Origin of the sequence: Actinomyces ruminicola, assembly GCF_900103885.1 — a bacterium.
Lineage (GTDB): Bacteria > Actinomycetota > Actinomycetes > Actinomycetales > Actinomycetaceae > Actinomyces > Actinomyces ruminicola.
On record NZ_FNIM01000004.1, the window covers coordinates 1 to 18,409 of the forward strand.

Annotated in this window: 13 protein-coding genes; 3 read left to right on the forward strand and 10 right to left on the reverse strand. The window is 68.6% G+C overall.

The window, feature by feature from the left end; genetic code table 11:
- The 9 genes from BLR49_RS04980 to BLR49_RS05020 form a co-directional block, all read right to left on the reverse strand.
- Nucleotides 1-633, reverse strand: a 633-nt coding sequence (locus BLR49_RS04980) for an L-ribulose-5-phosphate 4-epimerase (RefSeq protein WP_092534397.1), incomplete at its 3' end; no start/stop codon positions are given.
- 1,143 nt (nucleotides 634-1,776) lie between these two features.
- On the reverse strand, nucleotides 1,777-2,517 hold the full coding sequence (locus BLR49_RS04985) for a YesL family protein (RefSeq protein WP_092534400.1): 741 nt from the start codon (nucleotides 2,515-2,517) through the stop codon (nucleotides 1,777-1,779).
- Complete coding sequence (locus tag BLR49_RS04990; protein WP_092534403.1) at nucleotides 2,514-3,464, reverse strand: carbohydrate ABC transporter permease; 951 nt, start codon at nucleotides 3,462-3,464, stop codon at nucleotides 2,514-2,516. The genes BLR49_RS04985 and BLR49_RS04990 overlap by 4 nt, the downstream gene beginning before the upstream one ends.
- Nucleotides 3,465-3,477: 13 nt before the next feature.
- Complete coding sequence (locus BLR49_RS04995; protein WP_092534406.1) at nucleotides 3,478-4,431, reverse strand: ABC transporter permease; 954 nt, start codon at nucleotides 4,429-4,431, stop codon at nucleotides 3,478-3,480.
- Nucleotides 4,428-6,053, reverse strand: a complete 1,626-nt coding sequence (locus tag BLR49_RS05000; protein WP_092534409.1) for a type 2 periplasmic-binding domain-containing protein — start codon at nucleotides 6,051-6,053, stop codon at nucleotides 4,428-4,430. Before BLR49_RS05000 ends, BLR49_RS04995 begins: the two co-directional genes overlap by 4 nt.
- A gap of 65 nt (nucleotides 6,054-6,118) precedes the next feature.
- On the reverse strand, nucleotides 6,119-8,077 hold the full coding sequence (locus BLR49_RS05005) for a glycoside hydrolase family 127 protein (protein ID WP_218121309.1): 1,959 nt from the start codon (nucleotides 8,075-8,077) through the stop codon (nucleotides 6,119-6,121).
- Nucleotides 8,078-8,219: 142 nt separating this feature from the next.
- Nucleotides 8,220-9,227 (reverse strand): LacI family DNA-binding transcriptional regulator, encoded by a 1,008-nt coding sequence (locus BLR49_RS05010; RefSeq protein ID WP_092534415.1) that lies wholly within the window; start codon nucleotides 9,225-9,227, stop codon nucleotides 8,220-8,222.
- A complete protein-coding gene (locus tag BLR49_RS05015) occupies nucleotides 9,227-10,267 on the reverse strand; it encodes a LacI family DNA-binding transcriptional regulator (RefSeq protein ID WP_092534418.1) in 1,041 nt (346 codons plus the stop codon). The genes BLR49_RS05010 and BLR49_RS05015 overlap by 1 nt, the downstream gene beginning before the upstream one ends.
- 614 nt (nucleotides 10,268-10,881) lie before the next feature.
- Nucleotides 10,882-12,699: a hypothetical protein gene (locus BLR49_RS05020; RefSeq protein WP_143013702.1), complete on the reverse strand. Its 1,818-nt coding sequence runs from the start codon at nucleotides 12,697-12,699 to the stop codon at nucleotides 10,882-10,884.
- A 358-nt stretch (nucleotides 12,700-13,057) separates the two neighbouring features.
- On the opposite strand from BLR49_RS05020, the gene BLR49_RS05025 reads away from it, so the two are divergent.
- From BLR49_RS05025 to BLR49_RS05035, 3 genes are all read left to right on the forward strand, one after another.
- Nucleotides 13,058-13,723, forward strand: coding sequence for a TetR/AcrR family transcriptional regulator (locus BLR49_RS05025; protein ID WP_176765785.1), 666 nt, complete (start codon nucleotides 13,058-13,060; stop codon nucleotides 13,721-13,723).
- A gap of 99 nt (nucleotides 13,724-13,822) precedes the next feature.
- On the forward strand, nucleotides 13,823-15,250 hold the full coding sequence (locus BLR49_RS05030) for an MFS transporter (protein ID WP_176765786.1): 1,428 nt from the start codon (nucleotides 13,823-13,825) through the stop codon (nucleotides 15,248-15,250).
- A gap of 10 nt (nucleotides 15,251-15,260) precedes the next feature.
- A complete protein-coding gene (locus BLR49_RS05035) occupies nucleotides 15,261-16,262 on the forward strand; it encodes a nucleoside hydrolase (RefSeq protein ID WP_092534430.1) in 1,002 nt (333 codons plus the stop codon).
- A gap of 6 nt (nucleotides 16,263-16,268) precedes the next feature.
- On the opposite strand, the gene BLR49_RS05040 is transcribed toward BLR49_RS05035, so the two are convergent.
- A complete protein-coding gene (locus tag BLR49_RS05040; RefSeq protein ID WP_092534786.1) occupies nucleotides 16,269-18,317 on the reverse strand; it encodes a beta-galactosidase in 2,049 nt (682 codons plus the stop codon).
- Nucleotides 18,318-18,409 lie beyond the last annotated feature (92 nt).

An 18,409-nucleotide genomic window follows, 5' to 3' on the forward strand; every position in this document is an offset into this window, starting at 1 on the left:
CGCCACCTCCTCACACATCGCCGCAGCCTTCACCGCAGCCCGCGCATCCCGACCAACCGCGAACGGACCATGATTCGCCATCAACACCGCCGGCGACCGCGACCCCGACAACGTCTCAACAATCCCCCGCCCAATCGAGTCATCCCCAATCAACGCAAACGGACCCACCGGAATCTCACCCCCAAACTCATCAGCCATCATCGTCAAAACACACGGCACCGGCTCCCGCCGCGCCGCCCAAGCCGTCGCATACGTCGAATGCGTATGCACCACCCCACCCACACCATCCATATGCCGATACACATACGCATGCGCCGCCGTATCCGACGACGGCACCAACCCCTCCGGCGTCCCATCCACAACCTTGTCCCCATCCAGCGTGCACACCACCATATTCTCAGCACAAAACTCCTCATACGCCACCCCCGACGGCTTAATCACAAACAACCCCGTCCTCTCCACACTCCCATCCGCCCGGGTCACCACCACCCGCTCAGACACATTCCCAGCCGTCCACACCACCAAACCCCACCGAATCAACTCCCCATGCAAACCAGCCACCCGCTCACGCGCAGCCGCCACCGCCCCACGCACACCATCATCCAAATCAGCCAGGACGATTCGTTCGGTCATGTTCTTCTCCTAGTTGCTCGTCGGGTGGGTCATGGTCTGCAGTGGCACCGTTCAGCACCGTTGCCGCACTGGTGAGGCCTTGCTGGACGTCCGCTCGTTGGATGCCGCAGGGACCCGGCCGCGGCGATCGTCGCGGCTCAGCACCCCAATAGTGAACGTTCACATCTTAGATGTCAAGAGCCTCACGGAGGCGCTCGGTGGAACGGGCACCCCGGTCGGCACGGCGCCCGGCGCCTGGGGGCAGCGGGAGGCACGGCCTGCGGGCACTGTAGCGGCGACGGGCGGGTCCGGTACGCCGGTGCCGCCGGGCCGCGCCGGGGCCAATGGCGGGTACCGGGACGCCGACGGCGACCACCGGGACCGTTGAGGACGCGGATTCGCCCGCCAGGACGCTGGGCGCCTCGAGGACGCGGGTCTGGGCAGCCTTGTTGTCTATACAGCTCCGGGGCTACTGAGTCTCATGACTCCCGGGATGCCAGCGTGCCCGCCACCCCCGCGACGCCGGCAGCCCCGCACCGTTGGACCATCTGCCGCCACTTGGACCGCCTACCGCCACTTGGACCGTCCTAGACGCGTTCTCAGACGGTCCAAGCGGACACACGCGGTCCAAATAGCGGAGCGCGGTCCAAGTAGCGGAGCGCGGTTCAAGCGGAGCATGCGCGGGGAGGGCAACTCGGCATAAGTATCCGGGGCGCCGCGGGGCAGGCTCACGAAGCCTTGCCGCTCCGCACCAGCCGTCGACCGAAAGACACCAGCCGCCAACGCATCTGCCGCCGCACCCAAAAGACGAAGCGCCGGATCCCGACCGCCACGTGGCCTGGTGGTCATCCCTCGAACACCACGCCCCGTTTCGGCCAGCCCGACCGCGGCGCCGCGCAAGACGCCCCCGTTGTGCCAGCGCCAGAGCCTCGCGGCTTCTGACACCCCCAGAACCAACGCGATCCGATAGCCCCAGAAACCACGAGACAACACAGCGGGTATGGGCTGCGTGCTCGGTGTCAGTCGCGCATTCTCGACGGCTTGCCCGCGTCACCGTCCGCTATTGTCCGCGCGTCCGCGCCGTCGCCCGCCATACCGCAGTCCCGCACCCACGGCGTCCACCCGGCGCCCGCCGAAATACCGCACTCACAACCGGACAAGCCGTCAGTGCTCCGCCAGTGCCCGAATGGCGGCCTCGACATCGGCGTCGTCGGGTTCTTCGATCGGCACCGCCGACTCCGGCAGCGGGAGGACGCCCGAGCGCCAGTACAACCAGGCCACGCACCAGGCGGGCAGGGTCGTACCGAAGACGGGGACCAGCCCTGGACACGCGCGCCACAGCCACAGCCATCCGGCCGCGACGGCCAGCACCGTCAGCGAGTGCGCCGGACGTGACAGCGCCAGCACCACCACCAGCCTGGCCACCCGCGGCAGGGGCTCGTCGAAGTGCACCGCCACCGGCCAGACGATCAGCGTCACCGCCGCCCACAGCACGCTGAGCACCACCACGAGCCCGGACAGCCAGGGAGTGACCTCGCCGACGCCGCCGCGCAGCACCAGCCGGTCGAGCCCGAACAGGGCCCAACCTGCGAGCAGCACCGCGCCGATCGCCTGCGCGCGCCAGAACTCTTGGCGCCACACCCGCCAGAACTCCCGCCACAGGCCGGGCCGTTCGGCTACCACCAGATTGCCCGCCTCCAAGGCCTGATTGAGCAGGTCGCGCCGAATGACGGCGTTGAGAGCCAGAGTCGCCGGCGCCGCACCGATAATGACCCCTCCGGCAGCGACCCCCAGCAGCCAGACCAGATGCAGGACGAACAGGCGTCCTACTACCTCGCCGATGCGTACGTGCCACCCCACGAGGGCGGGCATGACGCGCCCCCGTGGGGCGGACTGGCGGCTCATCCCTTCACCGCTCCGATCAGCACGCCCTTCTCGAAGTACTTCTGCAGGAAGGGATACACGACGATCACGGGCAGGGTGGACACCACGATCACCCCGTACTTGATCTGGTCGGCGTATCGCTGCGCGTAGGCGCCTCCAGACCCGCCGCCACCGCCGGCCCCGCCGGAGAATGCCTGGTTGGACAGCAGGATGTCTCGCAGGACGATCTGGAGCGGCTGCTTGGCGTAGTCGCGCACGAAGATGAGGCCGGTGAAGAAGTCGTTCCAGTGCTGCACCAGGTAGTACAGCCCGATCACCGAGATGATCGCCTTCGACAACGGCAGCGCCATGGTGGCGAAGAACCTGAAGTAGTCCGCGCCGTCTAGCGTCGCCGCCTCGTAGAGCTCCTCGGGCAGGGAGTTCTCGAAGAATGAGCGGGCAATGATCAGGTTGTAGACGTTGACCGCCGAAGGCAGGATGAACACCAGCCAGTTGTCCAGTAGTCCGAGGTCCTTGTAGAGCAGATAGGTGGGAATGAGCCCGCCGCTGAAGAACATGGTGAACGCGAAGAACAGCATGAGCGGGCGCCGCGGCCGGAACTCCCTGCGGGACAGCGCGAAGGCCGCAGGCAGGGTGACCGCGAGGTTCAAGGCCGTGCCCACCGCCGTGTACACGATCGTGTTGCGGTATCCGGTCCAGATACGCCCGTCGCCGAGGATCTGTTCATAGCCGAACAGGCTCAGCCGTTTGGGGAGCATGATGACCTCCCCGGTGGCCACGGCGTTGGAGTCGCTGATGGACGCGATCAGCACGAAGTAGATCGGATACAGGGTCGCGAACACTACGAGCACGCAGGCCAGCAGCACGCCGAGGTCGAACAGCCTCTCCCCCGACGACCAGCGCCGACGTTGAGACGGAGGTCGCCCAGCCGCGCGGGATCGGCCCGGTGAGAGCGATGTGGTGGTCATGTCTCCTCCTTCGTCACCACAGGCTCGTGTCAGACACCCGCTTCGCGATGCGGTTGGCAAGCACGAGGAAGGTGAAGTTGATGAGCGTGTTGAACAGGCCGATGGCAGTCGAGTAGCTGAACTGGCTGCTGAGAATGCCGATCTTGTAGGTGTAGGTCGAGATGACCTCGGAGACCGGCAGGTTCAGGGTGTTCTGCATCAGGAACACCTTTTCGAAGCCGGTGTTGAGTACGTTGCCCATGTTGAGAATGAGCAGGATGATCATCGTGGGCACCAGGGCGGGTATGTCCACGTGGCGAATGAGTTGCCACCGGTTGGCCCCGTCGATGCGGGCGGCCTCGTACAGCTGGGTGTTGACGCCGGCCAGTGCCGCCAGATAGATGATCGAGTTCCATCCGGCGTGCTGCCAGATGTCGGACAGGACGTAGACCGGGACGAAGCTGCCCGTATCCCCCAGGAAGTTGGTGCCGGAGATGCCAATGGATGCCAGCAGCCGCGTCAGCAGGCCGTCGCTGGGAGACAGGAACACCTGCAGCATGCCCACGATCACCACCACGGAGATGAAGTGCGGCAGGTAGGTGATGGTCTGGACCCAGCGCTTGATGCGCGAGTGCATCAACTGGTTTATCAGCAGCGCGAGGATGATCGGGGCGATGAATCCCAGCACGAGTGTGGTCACCGAGATCAGTACGGTGTTGCGCATCAGAGTGGCGAACATCGGGGACTCGAAGAACTGTTGGAAGTACTTCAGCCCCACGAACTTGCCGCCCGTCAGGCCCGCGGAGAAGTCGAAGTCCCGGAAGGCCAGCTGGATGCCGTACATGGGGACGTAGGCGAAGACCAGGACGAAGGCGGTGGCCGGCAGCACCATCACCCACAGCTGCCAATAGCGCTTGAAGTGTCTGGCCGGGCCATGCCCGGCATGCCCCGCCGGGGCACCGCTGCGTCTTGCTACTGCGGTACTCATTGCTTCGAGGCCATGTAGTCGTCGTAGTACTGCTGCATCTTGGCGATGTTGTCCTCAAGGCCCGAGGCCTTGACGGTGGCGAGGTAGTCGTCCCACTGCTCCTCGACCCCGCCGTTGGTGATCCAATCGGCGAACTTGGTCTGCGTGGTGTTGAGCATGGTGGTGTCGACCAGCGCCATCGCGTTGATGTCCTCGGCGCTCATCTTGATGAACTGGGCGGGATAGACGTCCTGGTCCAGATCCATGTTGTCGATGGCGGGTTGCAGCGGCACCGACTCGTCGATGGCCTCCTGCAGGTCGGTGGGCAGCTCTACGGTGATGTCGTCGCGGATCCACATGGGGCCGTTGTCCGCCAGGGTGGAGGTCCACTTCCAGGTGGAGGGGTCGGTGCCGTCCTCGGCCGGCAGCACCTTGTAGGTGGTCTCGTCGACCTTCTCAATATTGGGGCCGATGTCTCCGAAGAGCACCTGCAGGCTCATCTCCTGGTCATAGAAGGCGTTGAGAGCCTTCAGCGCCGCCTCCTTGTTGGGCGTAGCGGCCGAGACCACGATCTGGTTGGCGGGGAAGTTCTCGCCGAAGCCGTCGTAACTCCAGACGACGGGCGCGGCCTGTCCGGCCTTCTGCGCCAGCACGGGCATGGCCTCGTACTGCTCGTAGATCTCGGGGCCGAAGCGGTCCGAACGCGTCCAGCCCCAGGTGAAGCCGACCGTGGCCACGCCGTCCCCCGGACCGCGCGCGGCGGACTGGTAGGCCGAGTAGTCCTGAGTCAGCACCTCCGCGGAGATCAGTCCGGCCGCGTAGCACTTGTGCAGGAAGACCATGACGTCGCGGTAGCGCTCGTCGATGAGGAAGTTGGAGACCTTGCCGTCCTGGAGGAAGTAGCCCTGCCCGCCGCCGGAGGACAGGGGCAGGCCGGTGGATCCGAGCAGCAGCACGGATTGGAAGTAGCCGAAGCCCGTGGTTCCTACCGGGCTCCAGTCCATAGGGATCACCTTCGCCCCGGTTCCGGTCGGATCTCCTTCTTTGAAGGCGAGTAGCACGTCGTACAGCTCGTCCCAGGTGGTGGGCATGTCCAGGCCCAGCGCGTCCAACCACTGGCGGTTGATGTACTGGTGCTGCACCGTGGGCGGCCAGAAGCGCTTGTACCCGGGGACGGCATAGATCGCACCGCTGTTCTGAGTGGCCAGGGCCATGAGTTCCGGCTTGGCCGCCAGCATCTCCTTGACGTTGGGAATGGCGTCAAGATCGTCGGAGAGATCCTCGAAGAGCGTGCCATAGGTGGCCAGGTCGGAGTCCGAGATGGCCCCGGTGCCGACGATCAGGTCGGGGACGTCGCCCGCGGCGAGCATGGTGGACTTCTTCTGATCCCAGTCTGCGGAGACCTCCTCCCAGGTGATGGGCATGCCCGCGACGTCTTCGAGCTGCTTGACCCATGCCATCTGCGCCATCGGCTTGGTCAGGGCGTGCTTGAGCACAAGGATGCGCAGGCCATTGGAGCCGCCCGAGCCGGATCCGCCGCATGCGGCGAGCGTGCCGCCGGCCGCCGCGACGGCGGTGGCAGCCGCCAGGCTCCGCAGGACGGTGCGTCGGCTAAGCGCCGGCACACGTGGACAGGTGTTCATGGTTCTCTCCTTTGAGCGAGGGTTGGGGAATGGACAAGAGAGGGAAGGCGTGGCCGGCAGCACGGTCATGCCGTCGGGATCCACACGCGCATGGCGCCGGGGCCGCGGTTGCCCCAGGTGGAGAAGGGCACCAGGTCGACCTCGACCCTTCGGGATGCCGCCACCCGTGCGCCCCAGGTGGCGGGGCGGTACAGCGGGTTCTCGGTCTCACGCACCTTCACGCCGATGCGCAGCGATGGGGCCGGGGCGGCAGCCGCGGGCGGCAGCTCAATGGCCGTCGGCGGTTCGGGCAGGTAGACGTCGTCGACGGCTACGCCCTCGGGCAGGTCCGCTTGCTCCAGGCAGTACAGGATCGGGCCGCGTTCCAGCGCGACGGCGCCGCGAACGGCATCCACCCGGTGGTTGGCTGCGGTCCAGCGGGCACGGAGCGGGAGTTGCAAGAAAGCGCCGTCGACGTCGTCGGCCGGGATGACCACGTAGCCGCGAGCGCGCTCGGCGTCCGTAACCGACCGCTGCCTGTCGGCAGCCCGCAGTGTGACGCCCTCGGCCCACGCCGGGATGCGCACCCGCACCGCCGACCCGAGTGGCAGCGCCGGACCGTTCACGTGCAGGGAGATTTCACCGTCGGCGGGGTAGTCGGTGCGGACCGCCAGAGTGCCACCGCCGAGGGCGTCAGGCAGGCCGATGTCGCAGGCGACCAGTTGGTGCAGCTCCAGCACGGGCCCGTCGGCGACTTCCAGGACGCTGGCGACATAGGCACCGGCCTGGGCGATGGTGCGGGCGATATTGGGCGGGCAACAGGCACAGGCGTACCAGGGTTGGCGCTCGGCGGGGGCGTTCTCCTCACTGAAGCGGTCGGGGCGGCGCTGCATCGGGTTGGAGTAGAAGAAGCGAGTGCCTCCCTCATCCACTGCGGCGGCCAGGGCGTTGAAGAGCTCGCGCTCCATCACGTCGGCGTAGCGGCGGTCCTCGCCGGCCAGCAGCATGCGCCAGGTCCACTGCAGGTCGGCGATGGTCGCGCAGGTCTCGGCGTAGGCCCGGTCCGCGGGGAGCTCGTAGTCGTTGCCGAAGGACTCGTCGCGATGGCGGGAGCCGAAGGCTCCGGAAAGGTACATCTTGCGCTCGTGGGCACGGTCCCACTGCTCACGCATGACCTCATGCAGCAGCTCCTCGCCGGTTTCCAGGTACAGGTCGGTCACCCCCGCGTTCAGGTAGAGCTGGCGGACCGCGTGGCCGGTCGGGTCGACGGCGTCGCGTACAGGCCGGTGATCCTGGTAGTAGCGGCGACCGAAGCCCTCGCCCGGCAGAATGTCGCGGCCGCGCTGGTTGACCAGGTGCTCGGCCAGGCGCAGCCAGCGCGCCTGGCCGGTGTGGCGGTACAGCTCGATGAGGGCGGTCTCGACCTCGGGGTGCCCCGGGATGCCTTCCTCGCGGCCGGGACCGAAGCGGCGGTCCACCAGGGCGGCGAAGCGAATCGCGACCTGGAGCAGGTCCTCTCGGCCCGCCGCCCGGTCCAGGGCCACGGCGGCCTGAATCAGGTGGCCGAGCACGTACATCTCGTGGTTGCGATCCAGTTCGGCGAAGCGCCTGGAGGGGGCGACCCCCTGGATCCAGGTGTGCAGGTAGCCGGTGGGTTCCTGTACGCGCGCGATGAGCGCAACGGCGTCGTCGAGCCAGGAGTCGAAGCGGTGAGTGCCGGAACGGGCGATCTCCCAGGCGACGGCTTCAATGACCTTGTACAGGTCCGAGTCGGCGAAGACGAAGCCCCGGTAGGGAGCGCCGGACTCGCCGATGACGCGCCGGAAGTTGTTCATGACGCCGGAGGCCTCCAGCTGCCCGATGCAGTGGGGGATGGTTTTGGAGGCGTTGCGCTCCTGCCAGCGGCCGAGCAGGCTCTCCGGACGAATGCGGACGCGCTCGAGGCCGAGCGGGGCACGACCGGCGGGGCGGGCGCGGGGTCCCGGTGCGGCCGGGGCGCATTGGCAGATCGGCGCCCCGGTCTCCTCCATATCGAGTGGCGTCATTGTCAACTCCTCTGGCCGTTGTGACACGTCCATCATGACCCCCTGATTAAACGTTGTCAACCACGATTAAGTGATTCAGGGCACAACCCGGCGTCGAGGTGGCGTTGCGAGAGGGGAAAGCGCCGGGCGGCGTGCGGGCGGTTCAGCGGCTGGAGTCGCGCACGATCAGCGTGGTCGGCGCCTCTGCGGGCGCCTCGTGCGCCTCGCCCTGCAGCTGTGCCACCAGGCATTCCACCGCGGCGCGGGCCATGGCGTCGGTCCCCGGGTCGACAGTGGTCAGCGAGGGGGTGGCGAACTCGCCCTCGACGGTGTTGTCGAAGCCGGTCACCGCCACATCCCGGGGGACCGCGATTCCGGCCGCCTGCAGAGCCCGCAGAGCACCGATGGCCACGGCGTCATTGCTGCACATCAGCGCGTCGAAGCGGACGCCCGAGCGCAGCAGGCCGATCGTCGATTCCAGCCCGGTGTCCCGGCGGTCCCAGTCCTCGCCCTGGACGATCAGGGCCGGATCGGCGTCGACGCCCGCTTCCTCCAGCGCGAAGCGGTACGCCTCCAAACGCGGCCCGCCGGCGCCGTCCATCTGAGCCATGTAGGCGATGCGGCGGCGTCCGCTGGCGACCAGGTGGCGGGCGGCGGCGAGCGCACCGCCGAACTCATCCATGGCCACCCTGGCCACCCCGGCGGTCGGGTTCGCGCCTATCTGCACCACCGGCAGCGGCGGACGCCGCCCGGCCAGCAGCTCATCTCTCAGGCGATGCGGGCATATGAGCACGCCGTCGGCGTCCCGGGTGGTGACGCCCATGACCGCATCGCGTTCCCGTTCGGGATCGTCCTTGGTGAGCCGAATCGTCGAGCGCAGGCCGTGCCGGGCCAGTTCGTTGATGAGGGTCTCCGCGAGACGGGAGAAGTAGGGCTGGTAGAGGTTGGGGACCACGATCGCGATCCGCCCCGAGGCGCCGGTGACCAGTCCCCGAGCGGCCTCGGAGGGGACGTACCCCAGGGTCCGCGCCGCCTGCCTGACCCGCTGCCGAGTCTGCTCGGACAGCCGCGTGGTTCCGCCCTTCTCGCGCCCGGAGAGCGCCGTCGACGCCGTGGCCACCGAGACACCGGCGGCCTGCGCCACATCCCGCAGCCGGACCCGCCGCTGCATCAGCCCGCCTCCCCTCGGCGCGGCCGGAAGCCCCCGATCGAGAGAGGGACCGTGGAGGTGAACCCCAGCGTGGATTCGCGACGTATGAGCGTGGCCCCTACGGGGGTGATCACCCCGCTGCGGGACCCCGGTTCCCACCTGCGTTGCAGATCGTCGAGCGCGATCCTGGCGATCTCGCCCGCGGGGAAGGCCAGCGTGGTCAGCGACGGCGAGGAGAACCGCCCGTCCTCGAGTCCGCCGCATCCGCACAGCGCGATCTGCTGCGGTACCCGGATTCCTCGGCTGCGCAGGCCCGCGAGCGCTCCCAGGGCCAGTTCGTCATCTGCCAACGCGACGGCGTCGTGGCGGTCCACGAGCAGCGCCAGTTCCGCAGCCAGGCGGAAGCCCTCGGCCCGGCTCGGCACGGCGGCCGTCTCCACCACCGACGGCGCGTTCAGCGCCCGCCGCAGGGCGTGAGCGAAGCTGCCCGGCCGGTCCGGGCGGGGGCCGACCACCGCCGGTGTCGTCAGGCGCAGCGCCCGCAGGTGCCGGGCGACGGCGTCTGCGGCCTGCTCCAGGTCCAGGCCCACTCCCCCATCGGCGCTCGGGGCGCCACCGGCCTCGAAGGCGCCGACGCGGCAGACCGGCAGCGGCCACTCCGCCGCAGGGGAAGTGTCCTCGCCATGTATTCCCCCCACGACAATCGCGCCGTCGAAGGAGGTCGCCTGCTCGGCCAGCACGTGAGCGGCCCGTTCACCGTCCCGGCCACAGGGCTCGATCGCGGTGCGCAGCCCGCGCCGATCCGCCTCGATGACCAGCGCCTGCGTCAGCGCGGACACCCAGCCGGACCGCATGTCAGGAACGACGACGGCCACGGTCTCGGTACGACCGGTGCGCAGCGTTCGCGCCATGGCATTGGGCCGCCAGTCGAGTTGATCAATCGCAGCCTTAACCTTGCGCCGCAGCTCGTCGCTCACATTCGGCTCGCCGTTGACCACCCGGGACACGGACTTCAGCGAGACGCCGGCCAGGTCCGCAACCTGACGCATGGTGGCGGCCATCGCTTCCCCTCCTTGATCTCGCCCCCGGGGCGGCTCGGCGCCGCCACCCACACGGTATCGATGCGCGACGGGTTCGGCGCGCAACACCGCAGACACGTACCTACACTCCCGAACCCAACTCTCACCAATTGCTTTGACAACGATTCATCGCCGGAACAGGATACGGGCGACAGCCCACCGCGGAGCCGATAATGACATATTTCGGACCCCGCCTTCCCGCCGAGCAGTGGGCGCGAGCACTCCGAGCCCGGCCTACCAGGCAACCAGCCTGCGCTGTTACACCTTCCGCGACCCCTTCGAGGCCAGGGGCGCGCCCGCGGTTTCACCGCCTAGGAGGGTGGGATTTCGTCGAGTAGTGTGGTCAGGCCCAGCTCGTGCAGGGCGGCAGGATAGGGGACGGCCTCGAAGGCTCCGACGGGCCGCCACCGGGCCGAGGCCCGCGGCCGGCGGCATGCTGGCTGCCTTGCCGGGTACGCAGGGTCATGCCCGTTATGGCGTCCGCCCGCAGCTGTGAGGGCGTGCGCTTGTCTCCGGAGGCCCGGGCACTCGCGGCGACGGCGCCCAGTAGTCCGGGGGCCTAGCCCGCCCCGCTTCAAGCACTACCCCTTCACCGACTAGATGTCGATGTCGTCATGCACGGCCACATTGATGAGCTCCACGCGCCCGTCCGGCAGGCGCCAGAAGTGCAGCCTCCGGGCGGAGGGGGTGTTGACCTGGACGGCCACCCGGAAGGCGATCGCGCCGTCCTCGCGGGTGCGCACCTGACCGCTGTGATTGTTCAGGCGCAGCCGGTGCAGCTGCCGCGCCGGGATGTCCTTCACCCGTCCGGTGAGCACCTCGACCACGACCCTGAGCACCCGTTCGTGGTCCACCCCCTCCAGGGCCTTCAGCGAGTCGAGGAAACCGGAGCCCACGACATAATCCGTCGGAAGCGGCCACCGACCCTTCTCCTGCGGAGGAGTCAGCTGCGCCCAGGCCAGATAGATCTCATGGCGCAACTGGTCCTCGGGCTCGAGGAACAGCGCCTGCGCGCCTCGCGGCGATTCCGTCCCACCACCTGCACCGCCCCGCGTGCCATCGCGCTCGGGCCTGCGCTGCGCGAGCCTGCGGGATGCATTGCGGTGCTGCGCCATGGAGTGTTGGAGCCGCTCGGTCAGTTGTGCCGCCTCGTTGACGGCCTCGCGGTGGAGCTGCCTCGTCAGGGACAGCTCCCTGCGCAACTGCTCCGTTTGTTCTCGTTCCCGGTCCAGGCGGTCGGCGAGCCGAGACATGCTCTCGCGCGCGCTGGCCAGGGCGCGCTCCAGCTCGATGATGCGGCGCCCCCGGGCGTCACCCTCCACCACCCCGCCCACGGCCAGTGGAGACGGCACAGTCCCGCCACCACCCACGGCGTCTCCATTCGCGACGCCGGGGGCGGTGTCGGGTGAGGGCGCACTGCCAGGTGATTGCGGTTCGCTCCCCGCCCCGCCAGTCGGCTGTCCGGCGACATAGTCGGCACCCTCCCACGCGGCCGTATCAGCCTCCTCCAGCCAGGGGGGTCCGCCCGGAAGCAGGCTCGGCGGCGTACGAACCGGCTCGTCGTCGTCGACGTCGTCCATGGACAATGCCAGCCCGTCAGCAGTGGATTCGACACGGGCGCGGGCCACCGCGCCGATCCAGAACAGATCGTCCAAACTGTCAAAGGGGTTCGGTGTCACGCGACCCTTCGGAATGCGTACAGCCACGCGCGGATAGGGCTCGACCACGAGCTCTTCCGGCGTCATCGCCTGCACCCTGACCAGAACTACGTCTCCGGCCATCACCCCGTCCAGCGCGCGTTCCGGCGGGTAAACCCCCGCCGAGACGTCGAGGTAGCCGGTGTCCTGGTCGTAGCCGCCTTCGACGTGCTGCCCCTGCGCGACCAGCTGACCGATGCTCACCTCGAGTGCGGGCACGGAGTCCTCCGGAGAAATCGTGGCGAGCACGGAGTCCTCCCCCTCGCTCTCGATCAGCGCCCGGGACGGAGGAATCAGCATCTTCACAGTCCCTCGGAACGGCTGCGCCGCCACCGGCTGATCCTCACGCGGCAGCAACCTGGCGACTTCCCCGATCAGACCATCGGTTGCCCGCTGCCCGGACTGCTCGTCGTATGCGAGGAACAGTCGCGACCTGCTCCAATCCGTGACCCAGCTGAGGTCCGGCGCGTATATGCGGCCCGCTCCCCCGTACACCTGCGTGTACTCCGGCATGGCATCGGCAAGGGCGAAGGATGCGGGCCCCGTCTTGAGCACGTAGACCGGGACGCGGCCGCGCCCGTAGCGGGCGAGGGCGGCGGCGTCGATCAGGGGCTTGTCGCTGCCTGAAGGCGTGGACACCACGGCCACTGCTGTTTCACGGTCCGCACGCAGCAGGAGGGCGGCGAGGTCACGGGCACCGTCCGGCGTTGAGACCACCTCTGGCTCGGGTATGCGCGGGCGGGCCACGTCATCGGGCGTTGCCGGTCGCGCCCTGCCCCTTCGCTTGTCCCTCCGCCGCCGTTTCACCACAGTTGCCTCCCAGGGTACGTCTCTCGCGACCGTTGTCTTCAAGGCAAGGCATCATCCCATGTTCCCCTCAGCGGCTCACAACCGTAGTCCACCCGCGCCACCGGGTCGACGACGCACCCGCCCGAAATCGAGTGCCTGCACGTGGGCGTGTCCGGCCCGGAGTGATCGCTATATTGCAAACGGGGAACGCCCCGCCACGACTGTGCCTGCCGAGGCCGGGGACGCCCCGGACCGCTGCCGAATCGACCAATCCCTGGAGGTCAACATGGCACGACTCGAGGACTCTGCGGCGCCGCTCAAAGACGCCATGGGCAACGCCCTGCTCGAGCTCATGCAGAACAAGCCACTGAAAAAGATCAGTGCCGGTGAGATAGCCTCACGGGCCGGACTGGGCCGGGTGACCTACTTCCGGCACTTCTCCTCCAAGGAGGAGGTACTGGCCTACAAGTACCGGGCCGCCTGGCTGGACTTCGCCGCCCGCCACTGGTACGACGAGACCGACGACCGCGCGAATGCGATAGCCCTGTTCCGCTTCTGCCTGCAGGTGCGGGACATCAACGACGTCGTCTACGACGCGGGGCAGGAGAACATTCTGCTCGACACGGTACTGGCCGCCCTAGACGGAGAGGCGCCGGCTCGGGCGGCGGGCCGCGCCCCCAGCGGCGCCTCCACCGTCGACCCCCGCACACAGTACGTGCGCCGCTTCAAGGCCTATGGCCTGTTCGGACTCATCGATGACTGGATTCGTGGCGGCTACCACCGCTCGCCGGAGGATATGGCCGCCGAGTACATCAACTGCCTCAGCCCGGAGATCGAGTCCCTGGGGCATCGGGGCGGCGGGCGCAGGACCGGTGGCCGGGCGGCGCGGATGCGCAGGCTGCAGCGTATCCGCGCCGCCCGGCAGGACTCGCGTCGGCACATGATGCCTTGACAAAATGAAACCATTCAAGGTTAAATGAACCAACCGGTTGGAACCTCGTTGGTTGCCAGCGTCACAGCGAACGTCCGGGCATCTATGCAAAGGAGCCGCATGTCCACCACCGTCGATCCCCGCGTCGAGGAGCCCAGCCGCCCGGGCACTTCGGCCAAGTACCTGGGCGGGCGCCCGTACTACCAGTACCTGATCTCCTTCGTCATCGCCGGCGTCTTCCTGTACGCCTGCTACTCGGCACTGGCGGCGATCCTGCTGCCCAACACCGTGCAGACGATCGAGTTCCGGCAGTACTTCTCCGGCACCACCGTGACCACCCTGGATCAGCTCACCGAGCTGACCAACCTGGCCAATGAGGTCAACGCCGGCACGGCCACCGCCACGGCCGAGCAGGCGCACCTGCTGGAACTGCTGAAGCAGTACGAGGCCGCCCGGGCCAGCTCGATCTCCAACATGATGATCGTCGGCTCGTTCTTCACGCTGTTCGCCCAGCCGATCGTCGGCGTCATCTCCGACCGCTGGCGCTCGCGCTGGGGGCGGCGCGCCTTCTGGATCGTGGCCGGGGCCGTCGCCGGGGCCGCCTTCATGATCGGCCTGCGCTACTCCACCACGGTGCTCATGCTCACCGTCTTCTGGACCACTGCCCAGGTGTCCCTGAACTTCATGCAGGCCCCACTGTCGACGACGGTTGCGGACCGGGTGCCCGCCGAGCGCACCGGCACCGTCTCCGGCATATCCGGCATCGGCATGATGGCCGGATTCACCGGCGGTTCCGTGGTTGCCGGCATCCTCATGAACTCCATGGGCCTGGACGCCTACTTCGTGTTCGCCATCGCCGTGGTGGTGGGGGCACTCATCTTCGTCACCTTCGCCAAGGACCGCTCCTCCAAGGACCTGGAGCTGAGCCACTTCGACTGGATCGCCTTCTTCAAGGGCTTCTTCGTCCCGTTGTTCGACCATGACTTCCGCTGGGTCTGGATCGCCCGGTTCATGATGTTCTTCGGCTACACCGCCGTCACCAACTACAACCTGTACATCATTCAGTCACACCTGCGCCCCGCGCACACCGCGGCCGAGGCCAACACGATCGTCGCCACGCTGTCGGCAGCCGCACTACCGGTACAGCTGCTCATGCTGGCCTTCGCCGGCAAGCTCTCGGACAAGGTCAAGCGGCGCAAGCCATTCGTCATCGGCGCCTCGTTGGTGATCGCCGCGGACATGCTGGTACCGCTGCTGGTGCCGACACTGCCGATGTACTACTTCTTCTACATCCTCATGGCGGCCGCCTACGGCATGTACATGGCGGTGGACGTGGCCCTGTTCATCGATGTTCTGCCCGACCCGGATGCCGCCGGACGCGACCTGGGCGTGGCCAACGTCGCCTCCAACATCGGCCAGATGCTGGCGCCCTTCGTCGCCGGACAACTGGTAGCCCGCACCGGCGGCTACTCCGCCATCTTCATCACGGCGGTAATCGCCGTAGCCATCAGCGCCGCGGCCATTCTCCCGGTCCGCAAGGTCAAGTAAGGAGCAAGGCATGACTACCGCCCCCAGGACCTGGGCCTACGGCACCCAGCCCTGGTTATCCGAGGCCGACCGACTCCCCGGCACCGCACCCCGCACCCGCGTCATCATCGACAACGACTTCGCCGGAGACCCCGACGACCTGTTCGCCCTGGCCCACCACCTGCTCATCGAGGGCACCGAGGTGCGCGGCGTAGTCGTCTCCCGGCTGCGCGAGGACGACGCCTGGAACCGCACCGGCTCCTCCGTTCGCGCCGGCCGCGAGCGCGTCGGGGCGCTGCTGGAGACCATGGGCGTGACCGGCGTCGACCTGTATGACGGCGACGACCGCGGCTTCGACGCCTACGACGGCGAGACCGCCGCCTCCCGCTTCATCGTCACCGAGGCGCTGCGCCACGATGACCGGCCGCTCTACGTGGTGGCCGGCGGCTCGCTCGGCGACGTCGCCCGCGCCTTCAAGGCGGCGCCCGAGATCACCGCGCGCCTGACCCTGATCTGGATCGGCGGCGGGGAGCACCCGGGACTGGCCTACGTGCCCGAGGGCGGCACGGACATGGAGTACAACCTCGCGCTCGATCCGGCATCCGCCCGCTACGTCTTCAACGACACCCAGGCCCGCATCTGGCAGATCCCGCGCGACGTGTACCGCTCCGCGACCGTGTCCATGCCGACCATCCGCCGCGGCTGCGCCCGCGCGGGAGCCGTCGGCGCCTACCTGCTCAGTGAGCTGAACCAGGTGCGGGCGCTGGTCGCGGGCATGGCGCACCCGGGGGCCACCTATGTGCTGGGCGATCAGCCGCTGGTGCTGCTGTCCTCGCTGCAGACCACCTTCGAGCCCGACGCCGCCTCCTCCTACTACGACGTCCTCCCCACGCCCCGCATAGCCGAGGACGGCACCTACCGCTACCCGCAGGACACCCGGCCGATGCGCCGCTACCGGCGCCTCGACAACCGGCTCCTGTTCGACGACATGTTCGACTCCCTGGCGGCCCTGGCCGCCTGGCAGGAGGGCTGAAGCCGCTCAGCCGCACGGCACCCGCACGACGACGGCGTCGGACGCTCCCAGCGACTCGGCGCCTCCCAGCACAGTCCCGCCGAGCATCCCGGCCACATCGACGGCCGTTCCGAGGTCGCGGTTGCCGCGGTTGGTGAGCGTCCAGTAGTCGGCCGCCTCGCCACGGCGGACGGAGGCGATGACCTGGCCGCGCAGCGGCTCGGGCAGGTCCGGCTCGATCCCCGCTTCGGCAAGGAGTTCCGCGACCAGCCCGGCCAGGTCCTCACCCTCCAGGCGCGTCGAGACATACGCCGCCGAGCCCCGACCCACCGGGCGCAGCGTGACCGCGGGGGTGCCCGGGTCGATGCCGCGGGCCCACTCGTAGCGGCGCAGCACCCGGACGTCGGCGGCGGCGACCTCCACCGCCTCGGTCCACATGCGGCCGGTGGCGCCGTCGGACAGGGCGGCGGCCTCGCCGTCGAGCAGAGGGGCGAACTCCTCCACGCGGATGCCGAGCAGGTCGCGCAGGGCGCCGGGGTAGCCGCCGAGGATCACGTGATCGTGCTCGTCCACGGTCCCGGAGAAGTAGGTCGTCACCAGGTGGCTGCCCCCGGCGACGGCGGCGCGCAGGCGCTCGGTCAGGTCCGCGGGCATGACGTGCAGCAGCGGGGCGACCAGCAGGTCGTAGCCGGCCAGATCATTGCGCGGGGAGACGACGTCGACGCGCACTCCCGCCCCCACCAGGGCCCGGTACCAGTCCAGCGCCTGGCCGCGGTAGTCCAGGCGGGTGTGCGGCAGGAACTCCTGGGTCAGCGCCCACCACGACTCGTAGTCGAAGACGACCGCGGCGCGGGCGGGCAGGGCCGGGCTGCCCGCCACCTCCGCCAGCTCCTCCAGGCGCTTGCCGAGGGCGACGACGTCGCGGAACAGGCGCGAGTCCTCTCCGGCGTGCGGGAGCAGGGCGGCGTGGTACTTCTCGGCGCCTGCCCGCGAGGCCCGCCACTGGAAGAAGCAGATGGCGTCGGCGCCGTGGCCCAGGTGCGTCAAGGAGTCGCGCATCAGCTCCCCGGGGACCTTGGGCGGGTTGACGGGACGCCAGTTGACCGCGGAGGTCGAGTGCTCCATGAGCCACCAGGGGCGTCCGCCGGCGATCGCGGAGGTGAGCGAGGCGGAGAAGGCGAGTTCATCGATTCCACCCGGACGGGGGTCCAGGTAGTGGTCGTTGGAGACGAAGTCGACGTCCTCGGCCCAGCCCGGGTAGTCCATGGCGGCGGTGTCGCCCATGACCATGAAGTTGGTGGTGATGGGGATGCTCGGGGTGGCTCTCCGCAGCACCTCGCTCTCTGCGCACAGGTAGTCGCGCAGCGCGTCGGAGGAGAAGCGCCGGAAGTCCAGCAGCTGGCTGGGGTTCGGCTCGGAGGCGGCCAGGCGGGGCGGCAGGATCTCCTCCCACCGGTGGTAGGTCTGCGACCAGAACGCCGTCCCCCAGGCATCGTTGAGCGCCTCCAGCGTGGTGTAGCGCCGGCGCAGCCAGTCGCGGAAGGCGGCCGCGGCGTCCTCGGAGTAGTCGTAGGCGTTGTGGCAGCCGAGTTCGTTGCTGACGTGCCAGGCGGCCAGTGCGGGATGCTCGGCGTAGCGCTCGGCCATGCGGCGGCTCAGCTCCAGCGCGTAGCGGCGGAAGACGGGTGAGGTGGGGCGCCACTGCTGTCGGCCTCCCGGCCACAGGGTCTCCCCCGTGCGGGTGACCGGCAGCACTTCGGGGTGCTTGGTGGTCAGCCAGGCGGGTGGAGAGGCGGTGGAGGTGGCCAGGTCGACGTCGATGCCCGCCTGGGCCAGCCGATCCATGATCCGGTCCAGCCAGCCGAAGTCCCAGGAGTCCTCGCTCGGCTGGAGATGCGCCCAGGAGAACACCGGCAGGGTGACCACGGTGATGCCCGCCTGCCGCATGAGGTCAATGTCTTGTTCCCAGGTGCTCTCGGGCCACTGATCCGGGTTGTAGTCGGCGCCGAAGTGGATGGCGGCGCCCTCGCGGCGCGGGCGCCGAGGGAAGCCGGGGCGGGTGGTGGTGCTGTTCATCATGCCCTGTCTGGTCGCGAGCCGGCCGTGAGCCGTTCTGTCGGTGGTGTGCAGCGGCGCGCCGGGGTTGGGGTCCCTGCCCCGTCCTCCGG

Bases quoted from the DNA above. Each gene is read 5' to 3' on its own strand.
- BLR49_RS04990 (WP_092534403.1), bottom strand. From the start codon at position 3,464: ATGACCACCACATCGCTCTCACCGGGCCGATCCCGCGCGGCTGGGCGA.
- BLR49_RS05040 (WP_092534786.1), bottom strand. From the start codon at position 18,317: ATGAACAGCACCACCACCCGCCCCGGCTTCCCTCGGCGCCCGCGCCGC.
- BLR49_RS05010 (WP_092534415.1), bottom strand. From the start codon at position 9,227: ATGCAGCGGCGGGTCCGGCTGCGGGATGTGGCGCAGGCCGCCGGTGTC.
- BLR49_RS05030 (WP_176765786.1), top strand. From the start codon at position 13,823: ATGTCCACCACCGTCGATCCCCGCGTCGAGGAGCCCAGCCGCCCGGGC.
- BLR49_RS05025 (WP_176765785.1), top strand. From the start codon at position 13,058: ATGGCACGACTCGAGGACTCTGCGGCGCCGCTCAAAGACGCCATGGGC.
- BLR49_RS04995 (WP_092534406.1), bottom strand. From the start codon at position 4,431: ATGAGTACCGCAGTAGCAAGACGCAGCGGTGCCCCGGCGGGGCATGCC.
- BLR49_RS04985 (WP_092534400.1), bottom strand. From the start codon at position 2,517: ATGAGCCGCCAGTCCGCCCCACGGGGGCGCGTCATGCCCGCCCTCGTG.
- BLR49_RS05000 (WP_092534409.1), bottom strand. From the start codon at position 6,053: ATGAACACCTGTCCACGTGTGCCGGCGCTTAGCCGACGCACCGTCCTG.
- BLR49_RS05015 (WP_092534418.1), bottom strand. From the start codon at position 10,267: ATGGCCGCCACCATGCGTCAGGTTGCGGACCTGGCCGGCGTCTCGCTG.
- BLR49_RS05005 (WP_218121309.1), bottom strand. From the start codon at position 8,077: ATGACGCCACTCGATATGGAGGAGACCGGGGCGCCGATCTGCCAATGC.
- BLR49_RS05035 (WP_092534430.1), top strand. From the start codon at position 15,261: ATGACTACCGCCCCCAGGACCTGGGCCTACGGCACCCAGCCCTGGTTA.